Raw genomic sequence first — 24,683 nt, 5'->3', positions numbered from 1 at the left:
GATCCCCTCGCCTCTCTCGCACCCAGCTCCGCCACCTGGAGTCAACCGGTCTAGCACCGGTCCAGGCCGCGGAGTCCACATGGGACCCGCGGCCTTCGTCATTCCCGACCGGGATGTCGGCCCTCACCGGCCGGACGAGCCAGACCTCTGACCACAGGGGTCCACCGCAGGTCCTGAACACCGACGTTCATTCACACCCAGGACCTGACGGAGGAACATCGTGCGTCTCGCACAGCTGTTGGACGAGCGGCTGGTCGATGCGGCCCCCGCCGGTGGTGCCCGCCACTGGACCCCCCACCAGCCCGTGACCCAGGACCCGAACGAGGCGGCCGAGCTCGACGCACAGTTCGCGGCCCTGCTGCCCTGCCGGACCAACGACCCCGAGCTCTGGTTCGCCGAGCACACCACCCAGGTGGAGCAGGCCAAGGCGCTCTGCCGCGACTGCCCGCTCCAGGCGGGCTGCCTGGCCGGTGCCCTCGAGCGATCCGAGCCATGGGGCGTCTGGGGCGGCGAGGTCTTCGTGGACGGCGTCGTCGTCGCCCGCAAGCGTGGCCGGGGCCGGCCGCGCAAGTCGGAGCAGGCCGCCGCCTGAAGCACCCACCCCGCGGGGCCCGTCGCCGAGCGACGGGCCCCGCTCGCACGTCCGCGCCGCTCCTCGGGGGACATCTGGGGGGACATCAGGGCGGCGGGACGGCCGCCGTGCACCCGCACACCGGGTGCGGTGCGAGCGGGCGCACCCGCGGCAGCGCGTCCGGCAGCCGCACCTCGGCGACGGTGTCGCACAGGGCCGGGCGGTTCCCGTCGAGCCGGGCGAGCACCTGCCCGGCGGCGACCGCCGCGACCGTCGTCGCCAGCACCGTCTCCTGACCCGTCACGCCGTGCCACGCGCGGAGCTGCCGGGCGAGGTCGGGCCAGCGGGCGTCGTCGTCGGCGGCGTGGTGGTGACGGCACGTCACGCAGGCGGTGCTGCCGGGCAGCACGAACGGGCCGACGAGCACGTCGGCCTCCCGGACGACCACGGACAGGTGCGCGACGCCGAGGCTGCTCAGGCGGGCGAACGACTCCGGGCGGTCCACCCGGTCGCCCACCACGACGACGGCGTCCGGCGGCGCGTCGTCCCGCCAGCGCGTCGCGTCCGTCACCGTGCCGGGCGAGCGCCCGGCGAGCAGCTCGCGGAGCGCGTCGGCGCGCCGCCGCCCCACGTCCGCCTGCGCGTACGTGCCGACCCCGAGATCGGTCACCTGCACAGGGCCGTCGTCGTCGAGCAGGAGCGTGCCCACCCCGCCGGTCCCCAGGTGCGCGGCCAGCAGCGAGCCGATCCGGCCGAGCCCGACGACGGCGACCGTCCGGCGGGCGCGTCGCGCCAGCGTGCCGAGGCCGTCGCCGTCGGGCAGCAGCGCGGCCAGGGCGGTGACGTCGGCGCTGCCGCCGGCGGCCGCCGTGACGTCGGTGCGGGCCGGTGGCACCGTGAGGACGAGGCCACCCCGGGCGAGGGTGGCGACGACGGCGTCGTGGCGGTCGGCGGTGACCCCGTGCCTGACGGCCGCCCGGCGCAGGGAGGCGTGACGGTGCGCGGCGACGTCGCACAGCCAGCGGACCTCGCGCGGTTCCAGCCCGGTGAGGACGAGCGCCCAGCGGGGATCGGTGCCGAGCTGCACCGCGCCGTCGCCGCGGTCGAGCACCGGCATGCCCGGCCGCAGGATCGGCTCGGGCGTGGTGCGACGGGTCCGGGGCATGGCTGCACCGTGCCACGGGTGCCGCGGCGTCGTCACGACGTCCTTCGCGGGCTGTGGACAACCGGCGTCCGCGCAGGCCTCCGGTGTGTCCGAGGTCACGGACGGCGTGTCCACCGGGTACTGTCAGGGCGTGGCCCAGGACACGACGGCGTCCGTCGAGGTCCGGCGGAGCCGACGCCGGACCGCCACGGTGAGCGCGTACCGCGACGGGGATCGGACCGTCGTGGCCATTCCCGCGCGCTTCTCGCAGGCCCAGGAGCGGGAGTGGGTCGCCAAGATGCTGGCCCGCCTGGAGGACAAGGAGCGCCGGCGTCGCCCGTCGGACGACGAGCTGGTGGACCGTGCCCAGGAGCTCTCGGCGCGCTACCTCGACGGGCGGGCGCACCCGACCAGCGTGCGCTGGGCGGCGAACCAGGAACGGCGCTGGGGGTCGTGCACCCATCGACGCGGGGTGGAGCAGCTCGGTAGCTCGCTGGGCTCATAACCCAGAGGTCGCAGGTTCAAATCCTGCCCCCGCTACCACACGCGAAGGCCCCCGACCGGTTCACCGGTCGGGGGCCTTCGTCATGTCCGGGGTTGCGTCGCCGGCGGCTCGGGCCGCTCGACCTCCGCGGGACCTTCCCCGGGCTCGGCGGCCTCGGCGGCGCGGAGAGCCGGTCCTGGCAGCTCCGGTCGCGGGGCGCCGGGAGCCGGTTGGACGGGGCCCCGGGCGATGACGTAGTGTTCAGGAATCGCCGCGGGGTGGAGCAGCTCGGTAGCTCGCTGGGCTCATAACCCAGAGGTCGCAGGTTCAAATCCTGCCCCCGCTACCAGTGCGGTGTCGTAGACACCGAGAAGGCCGGGCCGACATCAGTCGGCCCGGCCTTCGTCATTCCCGGGCGGTCGTGCCCGGGCGGTCCGGCGGGGGCGGAGCGTCCCGGCTCACTCGAGCCCGAAGGCGTCGTGGAGCGCGCGGGCGACGAGGGCGGGGACGTCCAGCTGCCCGGGGTGGAGCGCGTCGTACATCTGCAGCCCGTCCCACGTGGCGACGACGACGGCGGCGCGATCCTCGGGGCTGAGCGGGTCGTGCGGCATGTCGACGGCGGCGCGCTGCGTGCGGATCATCCAGGCGATGAGCGTGGTGACGACGTCGTGGCGGCGGCGGAGCGGCTCGCGGGCGGGGTGCCCTTCGGCGCCGGCCTCGGCGGTCAGCACGGAGAGCAGCTGCACGAGGCCGGGCGTCTCGGCGTTGCGGCGGGCGGTGGCGACGAAGCCCTCGGCGACGAACTCCGCCGTGATCTCCGCCGGCAGCTCGGTGGGCATGTCCTGGGCGTCGTGCCACTCGATGACGGCGAGCAGGAGCGCCGTCTTGTTGCCGAAGTGGTGGATGAGGGTCGAGTGGTCGACGCCGGCCTCGCGGGCGATGCTGCGCAGCGACGCGCCGTGGAACCCCTTCTGCGCGAAGGCGGTGGCGGCGCTCTCGACGATCGACAGCTTGGTCGCCCGCCCGGTGGCGTAACCCTCCGCGCGCTGCTGCGCGACCTGCTCCTCGGGCACGTGCACTCCTTCCGGCCTGCTGCGCAGGCGCCAGATTTCCACCAGGCGGTGGAACTTGCTATCTTCCTCGACATCCACCACGTGGTGGAACTTGACTCAAGGTATCGAGGCATGACGACCAACGACAACCGACGACGCTTGCGGGCCGCGATGACGCTCGCCGAGAAGGCGTCCCTGACGTCGGGCCAGAACTTCTGGAACACCAAGCCCGTCACCCGCCTCGGCGTGCCGTCGATCATGCTCACCGACGGGCCCCACGGGCTGCGCAAGCAGGGCGGTGCTGCCGACCACCTCGGCCTCAACGCCAGCCTGCCCGCCACGTGCTTCCCGCCCGCCGCCACGCTCGCGAACAGCTGGGACCTCCGGCTCGTGGAGCAGGTCGGCGAGGCGCTGGGGGCGGAGGCCGCCGCGGAGGACGTCGCCGTCCTCCTCGGGCCCGGGCTGAACATCAAGCGCAACCCCCTCGCGGGCCGCAACTTCGAGTACTTCTCCGAGGACCCGCTGCTGTCGGGGAGGCTGGCCGCCGCCCTCGTGCGCGGCATCCAGTCGCGCGGCGTGGCCGCCTGCCTCAAGCACTTCGCCGTGAACAGCCAGGAGACGCACCGCATGAGCGTCGACGAGGTCGTCGACGCCCGCGCGCTCCACGAGCTCTACCTGGAGGGCTTCCGCGTCGCGGTGGCCGAGGGCGACCCGTGGACCGTGATGACCTCCTACAACAAGGTGAACGGCACCTACGCCAACGAGCACCTCGGCCTCGCCGCGACCCTGCGGGACACCTGGGGCTTCGACGGACTCGTCGTCACCGACTGGGGCGGCAACAACGACCGCGTCGCCGGGCTGCGCGCCGGCAACGCGCTGGAGATGCCGTCGACCGACGGCGCCACCGACCGTGAGGTCGTCCGCGCGGTCGAGTCCGGGCTGCTGGACGAGGCCGTCCTCGACGCCCGCGTGGACGAGCTCCTGGCGCTGATCGACCGGACGGCCGACCGCGGGGGCGTCGCCGGTGGCGACCGCGCCGCCCTCCACGGCGCCCACCACGAGCTCGCCGTCGAGGCCGCCCGCCGTTCCCTGGTGCTGCTGCGCAACGCACGCGGCACGCTGCCGCTCGGACCGGGCTCCGGGCGGGTCGCCGTGATCGGCGACTTCGCCGCACGCCCCCGGTACCAGGGCGCGGGCAGCTCGCTGGTCAACCCGACCCGCCTCGAGGCGGCGCTGGACGCGCTGCGCGCGACCGACCTCGACGTCGTCGGTTACGAGCCGGGTTTCCCCCGCCGCGACAGGCCGTCGCGCCGGCTGCGGGAGCGCGCCTTGCGCCTCGCGGGGCGGGCCGACGTCGTGCTGCTGTTCCTGGGGCTCGACGAGTCGGCCGAGGCCGAGGGCGTCGACCGCACCCACCTGCGCCTGGCGCGCAACCAGCTCGCGCTGACCCGCGAGCTCGTGGACCTCGGCAAGCGGGTGGTGGTCGTCCTGTCCGGGGGCGCGCCCGTCGAGCTGCCCTTCGCCGAGCACGTCGACGCGATCCTGCACGGCTACCTCGCCGGACAGGGCGGGGGGCGCGCGATCGCCGACCTCCTCACCGGGGCCGCGAACCCGGCGGGCCGCCTCGCCGAGACGTACCCGCTGCGGGGCGAGGACGTGCCGTCGTCGGCGACGTTCGGCCGCACGGAGGCGACGTCCGAGCACCGCGAGAGCGTTTACCTGGGCTACCGGTACTTCGACAAGGTCGGGGCCCCGGTCCGCTACCCGTTCGGGCACGGCCTGGGCTACACGACCTTCGCGTACAGCGACCTCGTCGCGGGCCCGACGCAGACGCGCGTCACGGTGACGAACACCGGCGCCGTCGCGGGCACCGAGACCGTCCAGGTCTACACGGAGGCGCCCGGCGCCGCGCACGGCGAACTACGTGCCCCGCGCGAGCTCGCCGGGTTCACCACGGTGCACCTGGCGCCGGGAGAGAGCGCGACGGTCGAGGTCTCCCATCGCGAGCACGCGTTCGACGTCTACGACGTCGCCGCCGACCGGTGGCGCACGGTCGGCGGCACGTACGGCGCCCTCGTCGGCGCCTCGTCGCGCGACGTCCGGCTGCGTGCCGACGTCGTCGTGCCGGGCGGGGCGTGGACGACGCCCGACGCGGACCGGCTGCCCCACTACGTCAGCGGCGACGTCCGCGGCGTCGACGACGCGGAGTTCGCGACCCTGCTCGGCCGCACCCCGCCCCCGGCGCGCTGGGAGACCGGCCGGCCGCTCACCCGCGACGACATCGTGGCGCAGGCCCGCGGCCGCGGAGGGTTCGGCGGCCTCCTGGTCCGCCTGATCGACGCCACCGGCGCCGTGCTCCTGGCGCTCGGTCGGCCGCTCGCGGCCAACAACACCCGCTTCGCGCTCGACCTGCCCTTCAGGTCGGTGGCGCGCATGAGCGGCGGGAGGGTCGACGACGCGATGCTCGACGGCCTGCTGCTCATGGTCAACCGTCGGTTCCTCGCGGGCGTGGCCCGCGTGGTGTCGGCCTGGTGCGCCCGTCGACGGAGCGAGCGCGCTTCACGCAAGAACTGAGGAAGACATGGCAACTCGCAGAGAGATCAAGCAGGAGGCCGTCGCGCGCGTCCAGGACGAGCGCGCGGCCCGTCGGGAGCGCTCCGCCGAGCTGAAGGCGATGGACCCGGCCGAGCGCAGCGCCGCGAAGGCCGCGGACAAGGCCGCCGCGCGAGCGGCGAAGGCGGACCGGAAGGCCGAACGCGCCGAGGCGCGCGCCGGGATGGACCGTGCCGCACGGCGCGCCGACAAGCGACGTGAGCGCGTCTACCGCAAGGTCGGGCACCGTCCCCGCCGTGCGGTCGGCTGGGGCGTCGCCGCGGTCGCCGTCGTCGGCGTCGGCGCGCTCGCCGCCCCGTACGCCGCCGGCATCGCCCGGGTGTCCTCCCTGACGTTCACGGACGACACCCCGGCCGCCGCCGCGGCGCGCGAGGCCGCGCTCGGCGTGGCGGAGGACGTCGCCGACGAGGGCCTCGTCCTGCTGAAGAACGACGCCGGCACCCTGCCGCTCGACGGCGGCGTCAACGTCTTCTCGTTCGCCTCGTTCAACCTCCGCCTGGGTGGCGGCGGCTCCGGCGGGTCCAACACGGCCGGCGCGCCCACCCTCTACGAGGCGCTCGCGGCCCAGGGCATCGAGCACAACACCGCCCTGTACGACTCGATGGTCGAGGCCGGGGCGGAGCACGCCGACGGTCCGAGCAACGCGTTCGTCCAGATCGCCGGTGGCATGCTCGGTCAGGGCGACCACGAGCCCGCGCCGGACTACCTGACCGACGACGTGCTCGCCCAGGCGGCGGAGTTCTCGGGCACCGCGATCGTCGTCGTCGGCAACGACGGCTCGGAGGGCTCGGACTTCACCGCCGAGCAGCTCCGGCTGACCGCCGCGCAGCACGACCTGCTCGACAAGGTCACGTCCGTGCAGGACGAGGTCGTCGTCGTCGTGAACTCCGGCAACCAGATGGAGCTCGGCTTCCTCGACGAGTACCCGGAGATCACCGCCGCGGTGTGGATGGGCACCCCCGGCCCGCAGGGTGCGACCTCGTTGGCGAAGGTGCTCACCGGCGCGGTGAACCCTTCGGGGCACCTCACCGACACCTACGCCACCGACGTGACCTCGGCGCCGTCCACGGAGAACTTCGGCGACTTCTCCTACGAGAACGTGGCGCGCAGCTTCCTCGACTACGAGGAGGGCATCTACGTCGGCTACCGCTACTACGAGACGCGGTACGCCGGTGACGAGGCGGGCTACGCCGCCGCGGTGCAGTACCCGTTCGGGTACGGGCTCAGCTACACGGACTTCACATGGGACGCGGCCGAGCCGGTCGTCACAGCGGACACCGTGACGGTGGACGTCACCGTCACCAACACCGGCGACGTCGCGGGCAAGGACGTCGTGCAGGTCTACTTCTCGGCGCCGTACACCGAGGGCGGCATCGAGAAGTCGGCGATCGAGCTCGCGGGGTACGCCAAGACGGGCGTGCTGGAGCCCGGTGCGTCCGAGACCGTGACCGTCGAGTACGCGGTGCGGGACATGGCGTCCTGGGACACCGCCGCCGGCGTGTACCTGCTGGAGGCCGGTGACTACGAGATCTCGGTGCGCACGGACGTCCACACCCCCGTCGCGTCGTACACCACCACCGTGGCCGACGACGTCGTGCACGACGCCGACCCGGACACGGGCGTCGCCTACGAGAGCCGCTTCGGGTACGTCGAGGGCGACCTCACCTACCTCTCGCGCTCCGACTGGGACGGCACCTGGCCGACCGTCGAGGACGCGGACCTCGTCGCGTCCGACGAGCTGCTGGCCCGCATGGACCCGCAGGTCGCGCCCACCGAGGGCGACGCCCCGACCTACGGCGCCGACCACGGGCTCGTGCTGGCCGACATGGTCGGCCTCGAGCGCGACGACCCCCGGTGGGAGGAGTTCCTCGACCAGCTCACCCTGGAGGAGCAGGTCGACCTGTTCTCGTACGGCGCGTACCGGTCGGTCGCGATCGACCGCCTCGGCGTCCCGTCGATCACGATGCTCGACAGCCCCGCCGGCCTCAACTCGCTGTTCTCCCCGCTCGACGCGGCGGCCTACCCGACCGAGGTGGTCGTGGCGTCGACGTGGAACGACGAGCTGGCCTACGCCGTCGGAGCCTCGGTGGGCACCGAGGCGAACGCCTACGGCGTCGAGGTCTGGTACTCGCCGGGCATGAACCTGCACCGGACCGCGATGGGCGGCCGTGGCTTCGAGTACTTCTCCGAGGACCCGCTGCTGACCGGTGCGATGGCCGCCGCCGTGATCTCGGGCTCGCAGGACCAGGGCGTGCTCACCACGATCAAGCACTTCGTGCTCAACGACCAGGAGGTCAACGCGCGCTCCGGCATCAACGTGTTCGCCTCGGAGCAGGCGCTGCGCGAGCTGTACCTGCGGCCCTTCGAGATCGCCGTCAAGGAGGGCGGAGCGACCGGTGCGATGAGCTCGTTCATCAACCTGGGCGGCAGCTGGGCCGGCGGCAACGAGGACCTGCTGCAGGGCGTCCTGCGCGGCGAGTGGGGCTTCGACGGATTCGTCTCGACCGACGCCGTGCTCGGCGGCTGGATGGACCCCGAGCTCGCCGCCCGCCACGGCAACGACTGGATGCTCGCGGTGTTCCCGGCCGCCACGGTCGACGCCACGACGGCGGCCGTCGAGGCCGACCCGGTGGGCATGGGCGCCGCATTGCGCGACCGCGCCCACACCATCCTGCACACCGTGGCCCGGACGACCGCGATGTCGTCCTGACCGTTCCGCGGGACCCGTCCCCGCCCGTCGCGAGCGGGCGGGGACAGGCGCACCATGGGAGGAGACCCTCGACGACGAGACGGAGGTGACCTGCCATGCACGCGTCGGTGGGGGACAGGATCGTGACGGCGTCCGGCGTGGTCGGCGGAGCGGTGCGGTCCGGGGTGGTGGTGGACTGCCCGCACGACGACGGCTCGCCGCCCTACCGCGTCCGGTGGAGCGACACCGGCGAGGAGACGCTGGTGTTCCCGGGGCCCGACTCCCTGGTGCAGCCGGAGGAGGAGGGCGCACAGCCCGACGACGCGGGACCGCGGACGGCACGCTCGACCACCTGGCACGTCCAGCTCACGCTCGTCGAGGCGGCGGGCAGCACGACGGCCGAGGCGGTGCTGGTCGCGGGACCGCCGGAGCACGCCGACGTCGGGCCGCTGCGGTCGGTGGGGCACGCGCGCCGGGACCCGCACGACGAGGAGATCCCCGTCATCGGTGACGAGGTCGCCGCGGGGCGGGCGCTGCGCCGGCTCGCCGACGCGATGCTCGGCCAGGCGGAGGACGACATCACCGCGGCGACCGGGACGAAGGGCCACGTCCACACCTGAGCTCCCCGTCCTGGCGCGGCCGGGACGAGGCCGCGGCGGCGTGACCGGCGGCACACCGCCGGGAGGTTCACCCCGTCGGGGCGCGGGCCTAGGCTCGACACCGGCCCACGACGGTGACCCGCGCCGTCGTCCCACCTCCGGAGGAACATCGTGCGTACCCGCGGCGCCCTGGCAGCCCTCGCCCCTGTCGTCCTGCTCGCGCTGACGGCCTGCTCGGCCGGCGGCACCGACGCCGACGACGCGGCCACGCCCGGGGCGACCGACGCCGCGGCGTGCGAGCCGGGCGCGCTGCCCACCCTCACCGACGGCACGCTGACCGTCGGGGCGGGGGAGCCCTACGAGCCCTGGTACGTGGGCGAGCCGACCTCCGGCGAGGGCTTCGAGTCCGCGCTGGTGTACGCGGTGGCCGACCGGCTCGGCTACGCCGCCGAGGACGTGGTGTGGGAGACCGTGACGTTCGAGCAGATCGTCTCCCCGGCGATCAAGCCGTTCGACCTCGCCGCCTACCAGACGTCCATCACGCCGGAGCGCGCCGAGGCCGTCGACTTCTCCAGCCCGTACCTCACGAGCCGCCAGGGCGTCATCGTCGCCGACTCCGGCGAGTTCTCCGACGCCGCCTCCCTCGCCGACCTGGAGGGCGCGCGGGTCGGCGTGACCGCCGCGCAGACCTCGCTGGACGCCGTGGAGGCCGCCTGGGGCGACGCCGTCGAGGTCGTGCCGTTCAGCGCCGCCGGCGACGGCATGACGGCCCTCAGCTCCGGCACCGTCGACGCGATGGTCATGGACGTCGACCAGGGCGTCGCCGCGTCCACCGTGTACTTCCCCGACACGCAGGTCGTGGGCACCCTCCCGGCCGTCGGCGAGCCCGAGCAGCTCGGCCTGGTGCTCGACAAGGACTCCGCGCTCACCGCGTGCGTCTCCGACGCCGTCGACTCCCTGGACGAGGACGGCACGCTGGACGCCCTGCGCACCGAGTGGCTGAAGTCCGACGACGTCCCCGAGCTGTCCTGACCCGCGTCCGATGAGCCCGGCCGACCACGTCCCCTCGCCGCGCGCGCAGGCGCGCACGGCGTTCCGGCGCGCCCAGCACCGGCGCGCCCTGCTGGTGGCGGGTGTCGCGACGGCGGTCGTCGTGGCGGCGGTGCTCTGGGTCGTCACCACCGCCCCCGGCTGGGAGCGGGCCCGCGACGCCTTCTTCTCGCCCGAGCGGGCGTGGGAGGTGCTGCCCGAGGTCGCCGAGGGGCTGTGGCTGAACCTGCGGGTGTGGGTCGTGGCCTCCGTCGTGGGGCTCGTCGTCGGGCTCCTGCTCGCCGTCGTGCGCACCTCCCGCGTCCCGGCGCTGTTCCCCGCACGCGTCGTCACGGTGCTGTACGTCGACGTCTTCCGCGGCGTCCCCGTGCTCCTGGTGCTGCTGCTCGTCGGGTTCGGGCTGCCCGCCCTGCGGCTGGAGTGGCTGCCCACCAGCGCCGCGTTTCTCGGCGGGCTCGCCATCGTCCTGACGTACACGGCCTACCTCGCGGAGATCTTCCGGTCCGGCATCGAGTCGGTGCACCCGTCCCAGGTGGCCGCCGCCCGGTCCCTCGGCCTCACGCGCGGGCAGACCGTCCGGCGGGTCGTGCTGCCCCAGGCTGTCCGCAACGTCACCGCGCCCGTGGCGAGCGTGCTCGTCTCGCTCCAGAAGGACTCCGGGCTCATCTCGATCCTCGGCGCCGTCGACGCGATCCGCGCCGCGCAGATCGCCACCACCGGCGACTACAACTTCACCCCGTACGTCGTGGCGGGCGTGCTGTTCCTGCTCGTGTCGATCCCGCTCACCCGCCTGGTGGACGCGTGGTCGGCCCGGCAGGGCTGGCGGGGCAGCCTGCGCGGCGTCGCCGGGGCGGGGGTGCTGCGATGACGGCCGCCCCGGTCGCGCCGGTGCCCGCCCTGCTCAGCCTGCGCGACGTCCGCAAGACCTACCCCTCCGGTCCCGGCCGCCGTGCCGGGCGCAAGGTCGTGCTCGACGGCATCGACCTCGACGTCGCCGAGCACTCCTGCGTGGTGCTGGTCGGGTCGTCCGGGTCCGGCAAGTCGACGCTGCTGCGCGTCGTGGACCTGCTGGAGGAGATCGACGACGGCCAGGTGCTCCTCGACGGCGTCGACGTGGCCGACCCGTGGGTCGACGCCGACGCGGTGCGGGCCCGCCTCGCGATGGTGTTCCAGCAGTACAACCTGTTCCCGCACCTCACCGTGCTCGACAACCTGACCCTCGCGCCGCGTCTCGTGCACCGCCGTGCCCGCGCCGAGGCCGTCGAGGCAGGGCACGCGATGCTCGACAGGGTGGGCCTCGCGCACCTCGCCGGCTCCTACCCCGACCAGCTCTCCGGCGGGGAGCAGCAGCGTGCCGCCATCGCCCGTGCCCTCGTCTCCGGCCCCGAGCTGCTGCTGCTCGACGAGGTCACCTCGGCGCTCGACCCCGAGCTCGTCGGGGAGGTCCTCGACCTGCTGACGTCGCTGCGGGCCGACGGCACCACCATGCTGGTCGCCACCCACGAGATGGGGTTCGCCCGCGAGGTCGCCGACGAGGTCGTGTTCCTCCACGACGGCCGCGTCCACGAGCGGGGGACCCCCGCCCAGGTGCTCGACGACCCGCAGCAGGAGCGCACCCGCGAGTTCCTGCGGCGCCTGCGCTGACCGCCGCCCCTGCGGGCGCCCGGGGCGGTCAGTCGGGGCGGGCGGTGGCCCCGGCCCGGTCCACCACGACGGCGAGTGCCTCCCGCGAGTCCACGCCCAGGGTGCGCATCGCGCTCGACAGGTGCTGCTTCACCGTGGAGGCGGACAGGTAGGTGCGTTCGGCGATCTGCGGGTTCGACAGGCCGTGCGGGAGCCACTCCACGACCTCGCGCTCGCGGGCGGTGAGGGCTGCCAGCCGGACCTGCGCCTCCCGCTGCCGGTCGGTGCCCGCGCGGTCGGCACCCCGGCCGTCGATGAGGGCGCGCTGCGCCGCCGGGTCGAGCCCGCCGTGCCCGGCCGCGACGTCCCGCAGCACCTTGACGACGTCCTCCGGGTCGGCCGTCTTGTTGACGAAGCCCACGACGCCCGCGTCGAGCGCGGCGCGCACGGCGTCGTCCGACCCGAACGACGTCAGCGCGACGACCCGCGGCGCGTCCGGCCTGCGCTGCAGGGCGGCCGTGGCGGCGATCCCGCCGACGCGACGCATCTGGAGGTCCATGAGGACGACGTCCGGCCGGTGCGCGGCCACGGCGTCCGCGACCTCGTCACCGTCCGTGGCGGTGCCGACGACGTCCACGTCCGGGGCCGCCGCCAGGACGGCGGACAGGAGCTGGCGCACCAGGGGGTCGTCGTCGACGAGCAGCACTCGGATCACGTCGACCGACCCTAGCGGTCCGCACCGACACGCCGTCAGCGCTGCGGGTCGACACCGACCTCCGCCCAGGGCAGCCGCGCGGTGACGACGAACCGGTCGCCGTCCCGGCCGGCCGTCAGGCTGCCGCCGAGCCGCTCGGCGCGCTCCTGCATGCCGGTGATGCCGTGCCCGGTGCCCGGGCCGGGCGCCCCGGTCCCGAGCGGGTTCTCGACGCGCACCTCGACGCCGGAGCCGCGCCCGGCCCGCACGGTGACGGACACCGGCCGGTCGGGTGCGTGCTTGAGCGCGTTGGTGACGGCCTCCTGGACGATGCGGAACGTCGCCCGCGTCACGTGCGGCGCCGCGAGGTGGGAGTCGGTGACGAACACGGTGCCCCACACCTGGGTGCCGCCCGCCCGCAGCCGGTCGAGCAGCGGGACCAGGTCCTCCAGGGTGGTGCCCGGCAGCAGGTCGCCGTCGTCGGTGCGCAGCGAGTGCAGCAGCGTGCGCAGCTCGGCGACGGCACGCTGCGCCGAGGCGCGGACCTCGCGGGCGGCGTCCCGCGTCGGTGCGTCGTCGGGGTGCTGCACCTCCAGCACCGAGGCGCGCAGGGAGATCGACGCGATGTGGTGGGCGACGGTGTCGTGGACCTCGCGGGCGATGAGCTCACGCTCCTCCTGCCGGGTCATGCGGTCCTGCAGGACGGCGCTGCGCGCCACCTCGGCGGCCGTCTGCTCGCGTGCGTCCCGGGTGTCCCGCCGGGCGGACGCCGTCGCGGCCCGGGACCGGCGCACGATCCCGGCGGCGACGGACAGCCCGAGGAAGAGCAGGCCCCACCCGACGAACGCCACCGGCCCCGGGTCGTAGGAGAGCACGCCGGCCTCGTCGACGACGCTGAAGACGTGCTCGCCCGCGGGCCGGGCCGCGTCGCGCCACAGCGCCGCCGCCGTGCCCGCCGTCACCGCCGCCGTGCACAGCGCGACGGTGCGGCCGCGCGCCACCGCCCACACCCACGGCAGGGTCAGGAGCGCCGCCGCCGAGTCCATGGGCAGCAGCATCGGCGCCACCGAGGCGGCCACGCACAGCGGCACCGGGTACTGACGCCGCAGGACGAGGCACCCGGCGAGCACGAACCCGGTCAGCATCGCCAGGATCGAGGCGATCACCGCGACGTCGTCGGGGTCGGCCGGCGACAGCATCGCGACCGCCACCAGCGAGCTGGTGGCGGCAACGACGACGACGCCCGCCGTGCCGAGGCGGGACCACCACGCCCGACCGGCCGGCCGGCCCGCACGCGGGGACGGCCCGGCGAGCGGTGGGTGGACCGCGGCGGGCGCCGGGCGGAGAGGAACGGACATGCGGCCGAGGGTACGCAGCGCCACCGACGCCCGACCACACCCGATCGGGCAGGCGGTGCTGACCGACCGGGTGATGTGCGCCGTCCGCCCCGGCGGCGAGGCTGACGACGTTCCTTCGAGCGGACCGTCACCGGCCGCTCACCCGTCGTCCGAGGAGTCACCGTGACCGCTCCGTTCCCGCAGGCCCCGGCGCCTGCCGCCCCGCCCGTCCCGCCGGCGAAGGGCAACGCCCTCGCCGTCGCCGGGTTCGTCGTCGCCCTCGTCTCGCTGGTGACGTGCCTGGTCCCGATCGTGAACAACCTCGCCTTCCTCGGCGCGGTCGTCGGGCTCGCCCTGGCGGTCGTGGGGGTCGTCAAGGCCCGCAAGGGGGCGCCCCGTGGCGGCCTGGCCGTGGCCGGCGTCGTGCTGGCCGTCCTCGCCGGGATCGGCGTGCTCGCCTCGCAGGCGTTCTACGGCAAGGTGGTCGACGAGGTCTCCGCCGAGCTGTCGGACCTCCCGACGGCGGACGACGACGGCACCGCCGTCGAGGACGCGGCGGCCGACGCCCCGCCGGCCGGCACCGCGCAGGACGACGTGCAGGACACCGCGCAGGACGCCGCGCCCGCCGCGGCGGCCGACGGGACGCGGGAGCACCCGTACCGGTTCTCGCAGGACGTCAGCACCGACGACTGGACCGTCGACCTGGGCAGGCCGTACGAGGCGTGGGACGAGATCCGTGCCGAGAACGAGTTCAACGACGCCCCCGCCGACGGCACGGAGTTCTGGATCGTGCCCGTGCGGGCCACCTACACCGGCACCGAGACCGGCACCCCGTGGGTCGACCTCACCGTCGAGTTCGTCGGGGACGACTCCGTCACCTACAGCGACTACTGCGGCGTGATCCCGGACGACCTCATGGACACCGACGAGCTCTACGAGGGCGGCACCGCGCAGGGCAACGTCTGCGTGGCCGTGCCCGCCGGCGCTCCGGGCGCCTGGACGCTCACCGCCGGCTGGTTCTCCGACCCGGTGTTCTTCGCCACCGCGCGCTGACCGCCTCCCGGCCGACCCGCCGTCGGCCCCGGACCGCCCGCGAGGGCGTCCACCTGGACCGGGCGCGCCGGACCTTCCCCGAGGGGTCCGGCGCGTCCTTCGCCGTCCGCCCCGCGCCGGGTGCCGCACCGGCGGGACCGGACTGTATCTACACGCCCCCGACGAGCCTCCCTCCGGGCAGGAGGTGCGCCATGAAACGGATCGTCCTGTGCTGCGACGGCACGTGGAACCACGCGGTCAACCCGCGGGTGACGAACGTGGAGAAGCTCCAGCGGTGCGTCGTCCAGGGCCTCGTCCCCGGAGCCGACGACGACGTCGTGCAGATCGTCGGCTACGTCGGCGGCGTCGGGGCTCGCGGGTACAAGGTGGACCAGGTGCTCGGCGGCGCGTTCGGGTACGGGCTCACCCGCAACGTCGTCGACGGCTACCGCTTCCTGGCGACCACGTGGTCGCCCGGCGACGAGATCTACGTCGTGGGGTTCTCCCGCGGCGCGTTCACCGCCCGCAGCGTCGTCGGGATGATCGCGCAGGTGGGGCTGCTCACCCCGGAGGCGGTCGACGCCGGGATGCTGGGCGAGGCGCTGAGCACCTACCGGCTGTCGCTCGACGAGCCGGGGGCACGCCGGACGAAGGACACCTTCCGGGCCGCGCACTCCAGCAGCCCGCGCGTGCGGTTCCTCGGCGTCTACGACACCGTCGGGGCGCTCGGCGTCCCCGGTCTCACCCGGGGCCGCAGCGGGTTCCACGACGTCGTCCTGTCGAGCATCGTCGACGTCGCCCGGCAGGGACTCGCCATCGACGAGCGCCGCATGACGTTCACACCGTGCCTGTGGCGGGTTCCCGCCGGCGACCCGCCCGGCCGCGTGCAGCAGGTGTGGTTCCCCGGCGCGCACAGCGACGTCGGGGGAGGGGCGCCCCGCACCGGGCTGTCCGACGTGGCGCTCGAGTGGATGGCCGACGAGCTCGAACGGGCCGGCCTCGTGCTCGACCGTGCCCGGCTCGCCCGCCAGCGCGGCAACGACCCCCTCGTCCTGGACCCCGGCCCGAACGTGCTGTTCCGTGCCCTCAACCTCGGCCGCCGCGTCGTGTCCCGGTCCGGGGTCGTCGACGGCCGACAGGTGTTCCGCGACGGTCTGCGCGTCCTCGCGCTCACGTCCGCCGACGGTGCTCCGGCCCGGTCGACGACGGCGGAGGTCCAGGACGCACCGCCGTCCGGCGCGGGAGACGGGCGCTGGCCCGACGCCGTCCTCCTCGCGGAGACGGCCGTGCGCTACGCCGTGCGGGACCGGTACGCCGAACGGGCGCGCAACCTCTCCTGGTGGGTGGAGGCCGCGGGCGGCCTCGAGCTCGTCCCCACCGTCGACGTGGGCGTACCGCCGGACGACGACCGGCACCTGCTCACCGCGTGAGCGTCAGGCGTCGTACACGTCCTTGACGACCAGGACCGGCACCGACGCGTCCAGCAGCACCCGCTGCGTCGTCGTGCCCATGAGGAACGTGCCCTGGCTGGACCGCTTGCGCGACCCGACGACCACGAGGGTCGCACCGACCGCGTCGGCCGTGTCGAGGATGGCGTCGGCCGGTTCGTCGTGCTCCCCGCGGTAGGTGACCGCGACGTCCGCCGGCCCGAGCAGCGACGCCAGCGCGTCCGGCGTCGGCGCCTCCGCGGGCTGCGGGTCGAGCACCAGCACGTGGAGGGGGACGTCGCGGCCCTGCGACTCCTCCAGTGCCGTCCGGACAGCCGCCTCGCCGTGCGGGGAGGCGTGGTAGGCCACGAGCACCGTCATGGCCCAACTCTGTCACACCTGCCGACGGCCTCGCCGCAGGCCGAGCTCGTACGCGGCCAGGGCCACCAGCCACACGGCCGTGACCGGCAGGACGAACCCGAGCATCGCGGAGCTGAAGGGCCGGGCCGCGTCGTGGTCCGCCGCGGCGAGCAGCACGAACGCGACGTAGGCGAGGTACAGCACGACGAGCAGCGCGCCCTCCCAACGCTTGATGATCTGGCCGGTGAACGCCAGGGGCAGCAGGGCGAGGGCGGCGGCGATCATGAGGGGGAGGTCGAGGTGCACCGCGGCGGGGTCGACGCCGACGCCGCCCGGGGCGATGACGGCGGTCAGGCCCAGCACCGCGCCGATGTTGAAGATGTTGCTGCCCACGATGTTGCCCACCGCCAGGTCGCCCTCGCCGCGCCGCACCGCGATGATGCTCGTGGCGAGCTCCGGCAGCGAGGTGCCGACCGCCACGACGGTCAGACCGATCACGAGGTCGCTCACCCCGAGGCTGGTGGCGACCTGCGTCGCACCACGGACCAGCAGCTGTGCCCCGACCACGAGCAGGGCGACGCCGACGGCGACGAGCACCACGTCGAGCAGGATCGAGCGGGCCCGGGTCGCCCGGAACCGGCTCGTCGGCTCCTCGGCCCCGGGGAGCGGCCGCGGCGGCTCGGCGGGACGTTCGCGGCGGGACAGGACGACCGTGACGACCGTGTACGCGACCACGAGCGCGAGCAGGAGGACGCCGTCGATGGTGCTGATCGTCCCGTCGAGCGCCAGGAGCAGGGTGAGGACGGACAGCCCGATCATCACGGGGATGTCGGTGCGCACGACGCGCGACGTCACCACCAGGGGGACGACGATCGCGCAGAGGCCGAGGACGAGCAGGACGTTGGCGATGTTGCTGCCGACGACGTTGCCGACGGCCAGCCCGGGGGATCCCGACAGGGCGGCGCCGGCGCTGACGGCGAGCTCGGGGCTGGAGGTCGCGAAGGACACGACGGTGAGTCCGACGACGAGGGCGGACATGCCCATCGTCCGCGCGAGCGACGCCGCGCCACGGACCAGCGCCTCCCCGCCGCCGACGAGCAGCACGAATCCGGACAGGACGAGCAGCGCGCTCGAGAGGCTCACGCGCCCAGGGTACGGGCGCGCGAGCCTCTCGGGGGTGGGTCGCGGCGGGCGGGGTCAGGACGCGGCGAGCTGCTCCACGACCTGGCGCTTGGCCCGCGTCAGCATGCCGGCCATGCCGTTGAGCCGCAGCGCGCTGACCGCGCGGGTCAGCCCGAGCTGGAGGGGGAACTCCTCGGGGACGTCGAGCACCTCCCGAGCGGTGAGGCCGGACAGCCCCTGGGCGAGGATCGAGGCGAAGCCCCGCGTGGTGGGTGCCTCCTGCGGTGCCGAGGCGTAGAAGTGCACCACGCCGTCGTCCACCTCCGCGAAGGCGCGGACGGGGGACTGGCACTCCTCGACCTTCTCCAGCAGCCCCGGTGCCAGCGCGTAGCGCTCGGGCAGCTCGGGGAGCTCGCGCGAGAACTCGAGCAGGAGCTGCAGCCGGTCGGGCTCGGTGAGCGCCAGGAAGTCCTCGCGGATCGCGGCGAGCTGGGCGGGCAGCTCGGGCGTGGTGGGCGCGTGGTCGGTCATGGTCCCAGTGTCTCTCAGGCGGCGCGCCCGGGAGCCTCGCCCGGCTGGTCGCCGGCGACGATCGGCACGCGCACGGCGTTGCCCCACTCGGTCCAGGAGCCGTCGTAGTTGCGGACGTCGTCGATGCCGAGGAGGTAGCGCAGCGCGAACCAGGTGTGGCTGGAGCGCTCGCCGATGCGGCAGTAGGTGATGACCTTGTCGTCGAGCTGCAGGCCGAGGCCGCCCTCGCGGTAGATGGCCTCGAGCTCGGCGCGGGGCTTGTAGGTGCCGTCCTCGGACACGGCGGTGGCCCAGGGGACGTTGTGCGCGGTGGGGATGTGGCCGCCGCGGAGCACGCCCTCCTCGGGGTAGTCCGGGATGTGGAGGCGCTCGCCGGTGAACTCCTGCGGGGAGCGGATGTCGACGAGGGGTCCGTGGCCGAGGTGGGCGAGCACGTCCTCCTTGAAGGCGCGGAACGTGGTGTCGTCGCGGTCGACGTGCGGGTAGGCGACGTGCGCCGGGGCGGGGACGTCGGTGGTGAGCTCGCGGCCCTCGGCGACCCAGAGGTTGCGGCCGCCGTCGAGGAGGCGGACGTCCTCGTGGCCGAACAGGGTGAAGACCCAGGCGGTGTAGGCGGCCCACCAGTTGTTCTTGTCGCCGTAGAGCACGATCGTGGTGTCGCGGCCGATGCCCTTGGAGCCGAGCAGGTCGGCGAAGCCGGGGCCGTCGAGGTAGTCGCGCTCGACGGGCAGGAGCAGGTCGGTGTGCCAGTCGACCTTCACGGCGCCGGGGATGTGGCCGGTCTCGTAGAGCAGGACGTCCTCGTCCGACTCGACGACGACGAGGTCGGGGTTGCCGAGGTTGGCGGCGAGCCACTCCGTGGTGACGAGGCGCTCCGGGTGGGCGTACTCCTGGAGGCGGGGGTTCGGGTCGAGCGGTGCGGACATGGTGTCCTCCTGGTCCGTGGCGGGTTCCTGGGCCCACCCTAGACATGCCCTCACCGGGGGCGACACCCGTCGTCCATCATGTGGGACCACGATGTGAGACCGCTCGGCGAGCGTGCGGCGGTGCCGTGCCTACACTGGCGGCACCACCGCACGACGACGTCGGAGGTTCTCGGTGCAGGGTCGTGGCACACCGTCCACGGAGCGTCCGCGCGCGGACGTCCGGCGGGACCGCCGCTGGGTGCTCGACGCCCACGGGACGTTCCTCGACACCGGCCTGCTGCCACCGCACCTCGACCCGCTCGTGGCGGAGTCGTGGCGCCGCAGCCGCACGTCCGGCGTCGACCCCGACGGCCCCGGCGCGCCCACCGGCCTCACCGCCGCCGAGCTCGACGCCTACCGCTCCACCCACCCCCTCGCGCCGCTCATGCCGCTCGTGCGCGACCTCGTCGTCGACGGCGCCGCCGACGACGGTCTCGTCGTCGCGGTCTCCGACGACGTCGGCCGCCTGCTGTGGGTCGAGGGCGACACCCGCACCCGCCGCACCGCCGAGCACGTCGGCTTCCTGCCGGGCGCCGTCTGGCGGGAGCAGGACGTCGGCACCAACGCTCCCGGCACCGCCCTGGCGACCCGTCGCGCCGTGCAGGTGCTCGGCGCCGAGCACTTCGCGCGCCCCGTGCAGTCCCTCAACTGCGTCGCCGCCCCCGTCCACGACGCCACCGGGCGCGTGCTCGGCGTCCTCGACGTCACCGGGGGACGGGCCGCCGGCTCCCACGTCGCCCTCTCCCTCGTCCGCGCCGCCGTCGCCAGCATCGAGCGCGAGCTCGCCGCCGCCGGCGCGCCCGGCCCCGCCGTCGACCCGCGCCGCCCCGCCGTCGTCCTGCTCGGCCCCGCACCGCTGCTGCACCTGCCCGACGGCCCCCACCGCCTGTCCGGGCGGCACGCCGAGATCCTCGCCCTGCTCGGCGAGCACCCGCGCGGCCTCACCAGCGAGGAGCTCGCCGTCCTGCTGCACCCCGGTGACCTGTCCGAGGTCACCGTCCGCGCCGAGATCTCCCGGCTGCGCCGCGCCGCCGGGGACGTCGTCACCGGCTCCCGGCCCTACCGGCGGGCACCCGGGCTGCGCAGCGACGTCGACGTCGTCCGCGAGCGCCTCGCCCGCGGTGACCTGCACGGTGCGCTCGCCGCCTGCCCCGGGCCCCTGCTGCCCCGGTCGACCGCGCCCGGCGTCGAGCGCGCCCGCGCGGACCTCGCCGCCGACCTGCGGGCCGCCGTCCTCGCCCGGGGGGACGCCGTCGCCCTCGAGGCCTGGACGGCCGGCGACGACGGCGCCGACGACGTCGAGGCGTGGCAGCGCCTCGTGCAGGTGACCGCCCCCGGCAGCGCCCGCTGGCACCGCGCCCGCGCCCACCTCGTCGTCGTCGACGCCGCCCTGCGCTGAACCGCCCCGGCACGCCCGACCGGTGGCCCGGACCGGGCGGGCGCGCTGCAACGGGGTTGCAACCCTCGCCGTCCTACCGTCGGCCGCACGGCGCGACGAGGCGCCGTCGTCGCTGCGACCCGGCGACGCGTGAGCAGTGCGAGGAGGCACCTCCCATGACCGTCTACGCACCCCCGGGACAGCCCGGGTCGATCGTCGAGTACCGCAGCCGCTACGACCACTGGATCGGCGGCGAGTACGTGGCCCCCGCCCGGGGCGAGTACTTCGAGAACCCCAGCCCTGTCACCGGCAGGACGTTCTGCGAGGTCGGCCGGGGCACCGCCGAGGACATCGACAAGGCCCTCGACGCCGCGCACGGCGCCGCCCCCGCGTGGGGACGCACCAGCGCGACCGAGCGCGCCGTCGTCCTCAACAAGATCGCCGACCGGATGGAGGCGAACCTCGAGCAGATCGCGGTCGCCGAGTCCTGGGAGAACGGCAAGCCCGTCCGGGAGACCCTCGCCGCCGACATCCCGCTCGCCATCGACCACTTCCGCTACTTCGCGGGCGCCATCCGCGCCCAGGAAGGGTCGATCTCGGAGATCGACGCCGACACCATCGCCTACCACTTCCACGAGCCGCTCGGCGTCGTCGGGCAGATCATCCCGTGGAACTTCCCCATCCTCATGGCCGTGTGGAAGCTCGCCCCGGCGCTCGCGGCCGGCAACACGGTCGTCCTCAAGCCCGCCGAGCAGACGCCCGCGTCGATCCTGTTCCTCATGGACCTCATCGGCGACCTGCTGCCGCCGGGTGTCGTCAACGTCGTCAACGGGTTCGGCGTGGAGGCGGGCAAGCCGCTCGCGTCGAGCCCGCGGATCCGCAAGATCGCGTTCACCGGCGAGACGACGACCGGGCGCCTGATCATGCAGTACGCGTCGCAGAACATCATCCCCGTGACGCTGGAGCTGGGCGGCAAGAGCCCGAACATCTTCTTCTCCGACGTCGCGTCCGCGCGGGACGACTTCTACGACAAGGCGCTCGAGGGGTTCACCATGTTCGCCCTCAACCAGGGCGAGGTGTGCACCTGCCCGTCGCGCGCCCTCATCCAGGCCGACATCTACGACCAGTTCCTCGGCGACGCCCTGGAGCGCACCCGCGCGGTGCAGCAGGGCGACCCGCTGGACACCGGGACGATGATCGGCGCGCAGGCCAGCAACGACCAGCTCGAGAAGATCCTGTCGTACATCGACATCGGCAAGGCCGAGGGGGCGAAGGTCCTCACCGGCGGGCACCGGGCCGAGCTCGACGGCGACCTCGCGGGCGGCTACTACGTCACCCCGACGGTGTTCGAGGGCAAGAACTCCATGCGGATCTTCCAGGAGGAGATCTTCGGTCCCGTCGTCGCGGTGACCGAGTTCGCCGACTTCGACGACGCCATGAAGGTCGCCAACGACACCCTCTACGGCCTCGGGGCGGGGGTGTGGTCCCGCGACGGCGGCATCGCCTACCGGGCCGGGCGCACCATCGAGGCCGGGCGCGTCTGGACGAACTGCTACCACGCCTACCCGGCCGCGGCCGCGTTCGGCGGGTACAAGGGCTCCGGCGTCGGGCGGGAGAACCACAAGATGATGCTCGACCACTACCAGCAGACGAAGAACCTCCTGGTCAGCTACTCCGGCCAGAAGCTCGGCTTCTTCTAGGCCGGAGGCTCACGATGTCCGACGACGCCACCGCGGGCGCCCCGGCGCCCCCGGCCCGCGTCGCCGTCACCGACGCCGCGGCCGGGCTCCTCGCCCGGCTGCGGCGCCGGCACGGCGACCTCATGTTCCACCAGTCCGGCGGCTGCTGCGACGGGTCCAGCCCCATGTGCTACCCCGACGGCGACTTCCTCGTCGGGGACGCCGACGTCCACCTCGGCGACCTTCCGCTCACCGACCCCGACGACGACGCCTCGTTCACCGTGCCCGTATGGATGTCCCGGGCGCAGTTCGAGTACTGGAGCCACACCCACCTGACGATCGACGTCGTGCCCGGCCGCGGCGCCGGGTTCAGCGTCGAGGCGCCCGAGGGCGTCCGGTTCCTCATCCGCTCCCGGCTGCTCACCGACGACGAGGCCGACGCGCTCGCCGGGCGGTGAGCGGCGCCGGCGGCGGCGCAGCCGAGAGGGGAGCCGCGGGCAAGGGTCTGGGCGCGGACGGGACGAACGGGTATGTTCTGGGCCGTGAGCACCGAAGCCGACGCCCTCCCGTCCGTCTCCTCCCTGCCGGCCTGGCTCGTGCCGTCCGTGTACCTGAACTGGTCCACGGACTGGCTGCGCGAGTCCGTGGCCATCGCCACGCGCTCCCGCGAGCACTCGCTGCCCGGCGGGCCGGACGGACCCAAGCGCGGCGACGTCGTCGTGACCGTGCTGGGCGACGCGGGCGTGGTCGCCTCGGTCGAGCTCATGGGGTCCTCCGACGGTGACTCCTGGGTGACGGACGAGCTGTTCGGGCCCGACCGCCCCATCGTCTGGGCCGACCTGTTCGACGGCGCCGACGCCTACATCGGCTCCTCGGGCTGGCTCCCCGCCGAGCACGCCCGCGCGGTGCTCGACGGCGTCGCCAACCAGTTCCACGACGGCCCCGTGCACACCATCGACCCCGGCGACTGCGGTGCCGGGCACACCGCGCCCGACGTCCACGTGCTGCGCCTCATCGGGCACCGTGCCGTCACCGGCTGGGCCATGCGCCGCGAGGAGCGCTGCGCCACCTGCGAGCGGTTCGTCGACGTCCACGAGCTGCAGGCCCACGACGACGGCGCCGTCCGCCTCGGCACCACCACCGCCGGCGGCCGCACCCTCGACCAGGTCATCCGCGACGTCCACCTGCTGTGCGGGCAGTGCCACGACCTCATGCACGCCCACAGCGTGTCGTCGCAGCGCAACCGCCTGCGCCCCCAGTGCCCCGGTTGCGGCGTGCGCGGCAAGACCAAGCGCATCGTGTGGGGCATGACGTTCTCCGACGACGTCGTCAGCGCCGAGCCCGACGTCGTCTACGGCGGCTTCGAGGTCCCCGTGCCCGCCCCCGAGTGGTACTGCACCGAGTGCCACGCCAACTTCGGCAGCACCGTCGTCGCGTCCCGCGTGCTCGACGCCCAGGGCCCGGCCGTGCCGCAGCCCGTCACCGGTGCCATCTCGCGCGTCGCCGCCGACGAGGCCGACGCCGACCGCTGGGAGCCCGTCGAGGGGCGCTGAACCCGGCCTGACGCCGCAGGACCTCACGCATCGGAGGGTGATGCTTGAGGTCCTGCGGCATCGGTGGGCGCGGTGCTGCGGTCCCTCCGGGATCCCGGCTCTGATGCGTGAGGTGCGACGGCGCCGGTTTCCTTGGTGCTGCCGGTGCTGCCGGTGCTGCCGGTGCGACTGGACGATGTGTCCGGACGGCGGTCTGACGGCCGTCCGTCGTCAGCCGGCGGCCCGCCGGCTGTCAGGCGGCGGCGAGGGTCCGCGCGCGTCTGTGACGTCGGACCAGACCGTGGTCGGCGTCCGGCACGTACGGCGTCACCCGCAGCGGCATGCCCGCCTCCAGCGGGGTGCGGTCCGCCTTGCGATGGTTGCAGGGCTCGCACGCCGCCACCAGGTTCAGCCACGAGCTGTCCCCACCCCGGGACCGCGGGACCACGTGATCGACGGTCTGCGCCGGACCACCGCAGTACGCGCACGCACCGTCCCGCCGCTTCACGCCGTCCTTCGTCACCGACGGACGCCCACCACCTCGGTACACCCACCGCATCGTCACGTACCGGACCAGGCGGAGGACCCGCGGCAGCGGATACGGGCCGAACGACGCACCCTCGACGAACTCCTCCACCACCGCCACCTCGCGCACCAGCATCGTGATGGCGTGCTTGACGGACACGCGGTGCAGCGGCTCGTAGCCGGCGTTGAGGACCAGCACGTCGGCCACGGTCCTGCTCCTTCCGGTGGTGCGCCCGACCTGGATGGTCGGTGCGCTGCTGGCGGCTCCTCGTCGGG

22 protein-coding genes and 2 tRNA genes are annotated in these 24,683 nt (G+C 74.3%); 15 read left to right on the top strand and 9 right to left on the bottom strand.

Features of this window, described 5'->3' with window-relative positions:
• Window positions 1-220 precede the first annotated feature (220 nt).
• Window positions 221-592: a WhiB family transcriptional regulator gene (locus I598_RS17840; protein ID WP_068202366.1), complete on the top strand. Its 372-nt coding sequence runs from the start codon at window positions 221-223 to the stop codon at window positions 590-592.
• An 85-nt stretch (window positions 593-677) separates the two neighbouring features.
• Here I598_RS17840 and I598_RS07090 read toward each other — a convergent pair whose 3' ends face one another.
• Complete coding sequence (locus tag I598_RS07090) at window positions 678-1,736, bottom strand: ThiF family adenylyltransferase (protein ID WP_068202365.1); 1,059 nt, start codon at window positions 1,734-1,736, stop codon at window positions 678-680.
• A gap of 445 nt (window positions 1,737-2,181) precedes the next feature.
• On the opposite strand from I598_RS07090, the gene I598_RS07080 reads away from it, so the two are divergent.
• Together I598_RS07080 and I598_RS07075 are read left to right on the top strand one after the other, a co-directional pair.
• Window positions 2,182-2,258: transfer RNA gene (locus I598_RS07080), tRNA-Met, on the top strand.
• A 213-nt stretch (window positions 2,259-2,471) separates the two neighbouring features.
• Window positions 2,472-2,548 (top strand) — tRNA-Met (locus tag I598_RS07075).
• A gap of 109 nt (window positions 2,549-2,657) precedes the next feature.
• Here the strand turns inward: I598_RS07075 and I598_RS07070 are convergent.
• Entirely contained in the window at window positions 2,658-3,272 is a 615-nt protein-coding gene (locus I598_RS07070; protein ID WP_068202364.1) for a TetR/AcrR family transcriptional regulator, read from the bottom strand.
• A gap of 111 nt (window positions 3,273-3,383) precedes the next feature.
• On the opposite strand from I598_RS07070, the gene I598_RS07065 reads away from it, so the two are divergent.
• From I598_RS07065 to I598_RS07040, 6 genes are all read left to right on the top strand, one after another.
• The gene (locus tag I598_RS07065) at window positions 3,384-5,825 is read left to right on the top strand and encodes a glycoside hydrolase family 3 C-terminal domain-containing protein (RefSeq protein WP_068202363.1); all 2,442 of its coding nucleotides are present in this window, start codon (window positions 3,384-3,386) and stop codon (window positions 5,823-5,825) included.
• Between the two features lie 7 nt (window positions 5,826-5,832).
• The gene (locus I598_RS07060) at window positions 5,833-8,574 is read left to right on the top strand and encodes a glycoside hydrolase family 3 protein (protein WP_068202362.1); all 2,742 of its coding nucleotides are present in this window, start codon (window positions 5,833-5,835) and stop codon (window positions 8,572-8,574) included.
• A 95-nt stretch (window positions 8,575-8,669) separates the two neighbouring features.
• The gene (locus I598_RS07055; protein WP_068202361.1) at window positions 8,670-9,173 is read left to right on the top strand and encodes a dsRBD fold-containing protein; all 504 of its coding nucleotides are present in this window, start codon (window positions 8,670-8,672) and stop codon (window positions 9,171-9,173) included.
• 150 nt (window positions 9,174-9,323) lie between these two features.
• Window positions 9,324-10,184 carry an ABC transporter substrate-binding protein gene (locus I598_RS07050; protein WP_198155768.1) on the top strand — a complete coding sequence of 287 codons (861 nt, stop codon included), beginning with the start codon at window positions 9,324-9,326 and terminating at the stop codon, window positions 10,182-10,184.
• A 10-nt stretch (window positions 10,185-10,194) separates the two neighbouring features.
• Window positions 10,195-11,070, top strand: a complete 876-nt coding sequence (locus I598_RS07045; RefSeq protein ID WP_068202359.1) for an ABC transporter permease subunit — start codon at window positions 10,195-10,197, stop codon at window positions 11,068-11,070.
• The gene (locus I598_RS07040; RefSeq protein WP_068205094.1) at window positions 11,067-11,846 is read left to right on the top strand and encodes an amino acid ABC transporter ATP-binding protein; all 780 of its coding nucleotides are present in this window, start codon (window positions 11,067-11,069) and stop codon (window positions 11,844-11,846) included. The genes I598_RS07045 and I598_RS07040 overlap by 4 nt, the downstream gene beginning before the upstream one ends.
• A gap of 28 nt (window positions 11,847-11,874) precedes the next feature.
• Here the strand turns inward: I598_RS07040 and I598_RS07035 are convergent, their stop codons facing one another.
• Window positions 11,875-12,540, bottom strand: coding sequence for a response regulator transcription factor (locus I598_RS07035; protein WP_083973000.1), 666 nt, complete (start codon window positions 12,538-12,540; stop codon window positions 11,875-11,877).
• Window positions 12,541-12,575: 35 nt separating this feature from the next.
• Complete coding sequence (locus tag I598_RS07030; protein ID WP_157557178.1) at window positions 12,576-13,877, bottom strand: sensor histidine kinase; 1,302 nt, start codon at window positions 13,875-13,877, stop codon at window positions 12,576-12,578.
• Window positions 13,878-14,039: 162 nt separating this feature from the next.
• On the opposite strand from I598_RS07030, the gene I598_RS07025 reads away from it, so the two are divergent.
• Together I598_RS07025 and I598_RS07020 are read left to right on the top strand one after the other, a co-directional pair.
• Window positions 14,040-14,909: a DUF4190 domain-containing protein gene (locus I598_RS07025; RefSeq protein WP_068202356.1), complete on the top strand. Its 870-nt coding sequence runs from the start codon at window positions 14,040-14,042 to the stop codon at window positions 14,907-14,909.
• A gap of 191 nt (window positions 14,910-15,100) precedes the next feature.
• Window positions 15,101-16,318: a DUF2235 domain-containing protein gene (locus I598_RS07020; protein ID WP_068202355.1), complete on the top strand. Its 1,218-nt coding sequence runs from the start codon at window positions 15,101-15,103 to the stop codon at window positions 16,316-16,318.
• Window positions 16,319-16,321: 3 nt separating this feature from the next.
• On the opposite strand, the gene I598_RS07015 is transcribed toward I598_RS07020, so the two are convergent.
• Genes I598_RS07015 through I598_RS07000 form a run of 4 tightly spaced genes read right to left on the bottom strand, consistent with a single transcriptional unit; the run spans window position 16,322 to window position 19,254 of the window.
• Entirely contained in the window at window positions 16,322-16,696 is a 375-nt protein-coding gene (locus tag I598_RS07015) for a universal stress protein (RefSeq protein ID WP_068202354.1), read from the bottom strand.
• 12 nt (window positions 16,697-16,708) lie between these two features.
• On the bottom strand, window positions 16,709-17,818 hold the full coding sequence (locus I598_RS07010) for a calcium/sodium antiporter (RefSeq protein ID WP_068202353.1): 1,110 nt from the start codon (window positions 17,816-17,818) through the stop codon (window positions 16,709-16,711).
• A 54-nt stretch (window positions 17,819-17,872) separates the two neighbouring features.
• Window positions 17,873-18,328, bottom strand: coding sequence for a SufE family protein (locus I598_RS07005; protein WP_068202352.1), 456 nt, complete (start codon window positions 18,326-18,328; stop codon window positions 17,873-17,875).
• A 14-nt stretch (window positions 18,329-18,342) separates the two neighbouring features.
• Entirely contained in the window at window positions 18,343-19,254 is a 912-nt protein-coding gene (locus tag I598_RS07000; RefSeq protein ID WP_068202351.1) for a sulfurtransferase, read from the bottom strand.
• Between the two features lie 172 nt (window positions 19,255-19,426).
• Between I598_RS07000 and I598_RS06995 the strand changes: the two genes are divergently transcribed.
• The 4 genes from I598_RS06995 (at window position 19,427) to I598_RS06980 (ending at window position 23,903) form a co-directional block, all read left to right on the top strand.
• A complete protein-coding gene (locus I598_RS06995) occupies window positions 19,427-20,692 on the top strand; it encodes a helix-turn-helix domain-containing protein (protein WP_068202350.1) in 1,266 nt (421 codons plus the stop codon).
• Window positions 20,693-20,847: 155 nt separating this feature from the next.
• Window positions 20,848-22,371: an acetaldehyde dehydrogenase ExaC gene (exaC, locus tag I598_RS06990; RefSeq protein WP_068202349.1), complete on the top strand. Its 1,524-nt coding sequence runs from the start codon at window positions 20,848-20,850 to the stop codon at window positions 22,369-22,371.
• A 14-nt stretch (window positions 22,372-22,385) separates the two neighbouring features.
• The gene (locus I598_RS06985) at window positions 22,386-22,808 is read left to right on the top strand and encodes a DUF779 domain-containing protein (protein WP_068202348.1); all 423 of its coding nucleotides are present in this window, start codon (window positions 22,386-22,388) and stop codon (window positions 22,806-22,808) included.
• A gap of 84 nt (window positions 22,809-22,892) precedes the next feature.
• Window positions 22,893-23,903, top strand: a complete 1,011-nt coding sequence (locus I598_RS06980; RefSeq protein ID WP_198155767.1) for a hypothetical protein — start codon at window positions 22,893-22,895, stop codon at window positions 23,901-23,903.
• 232 nt (window positions 23,904-24,135) lie between these two features.
• Here the strand turns inward: I598_RS06980 and I598_RS06975 are convergent, their stop codons facing one another.
• On the bottom strand, window positions 24,136-24,615 hold the full coding sequence (locus I598_RS06975; RefSeq protein ID WP_068202346.1) for an HNH endonuclease: 480 nt from the start codon (window positions 24,613-24,615) through the stop codon (window positions 24,136-24,138).
• Between the last annotated feature and the right edge of the window lie 68 nt (window positions 24,616-24,683).

Source organism: Isoptericola dokdonensis DS-3 (assembly GCF_001636295.1).
GTDB lineage: Bacteria > Actinomycetota > Actinomycetes > Actinomycetales > Cellulomonadaceae > Isoptericola > Isoptericola dokdonensis.
The sequence above is the reverse complement of the archived record's forward strand: the minus strand, read 5'-3'. Positions and strand labels throughout refer to the sequence as shown.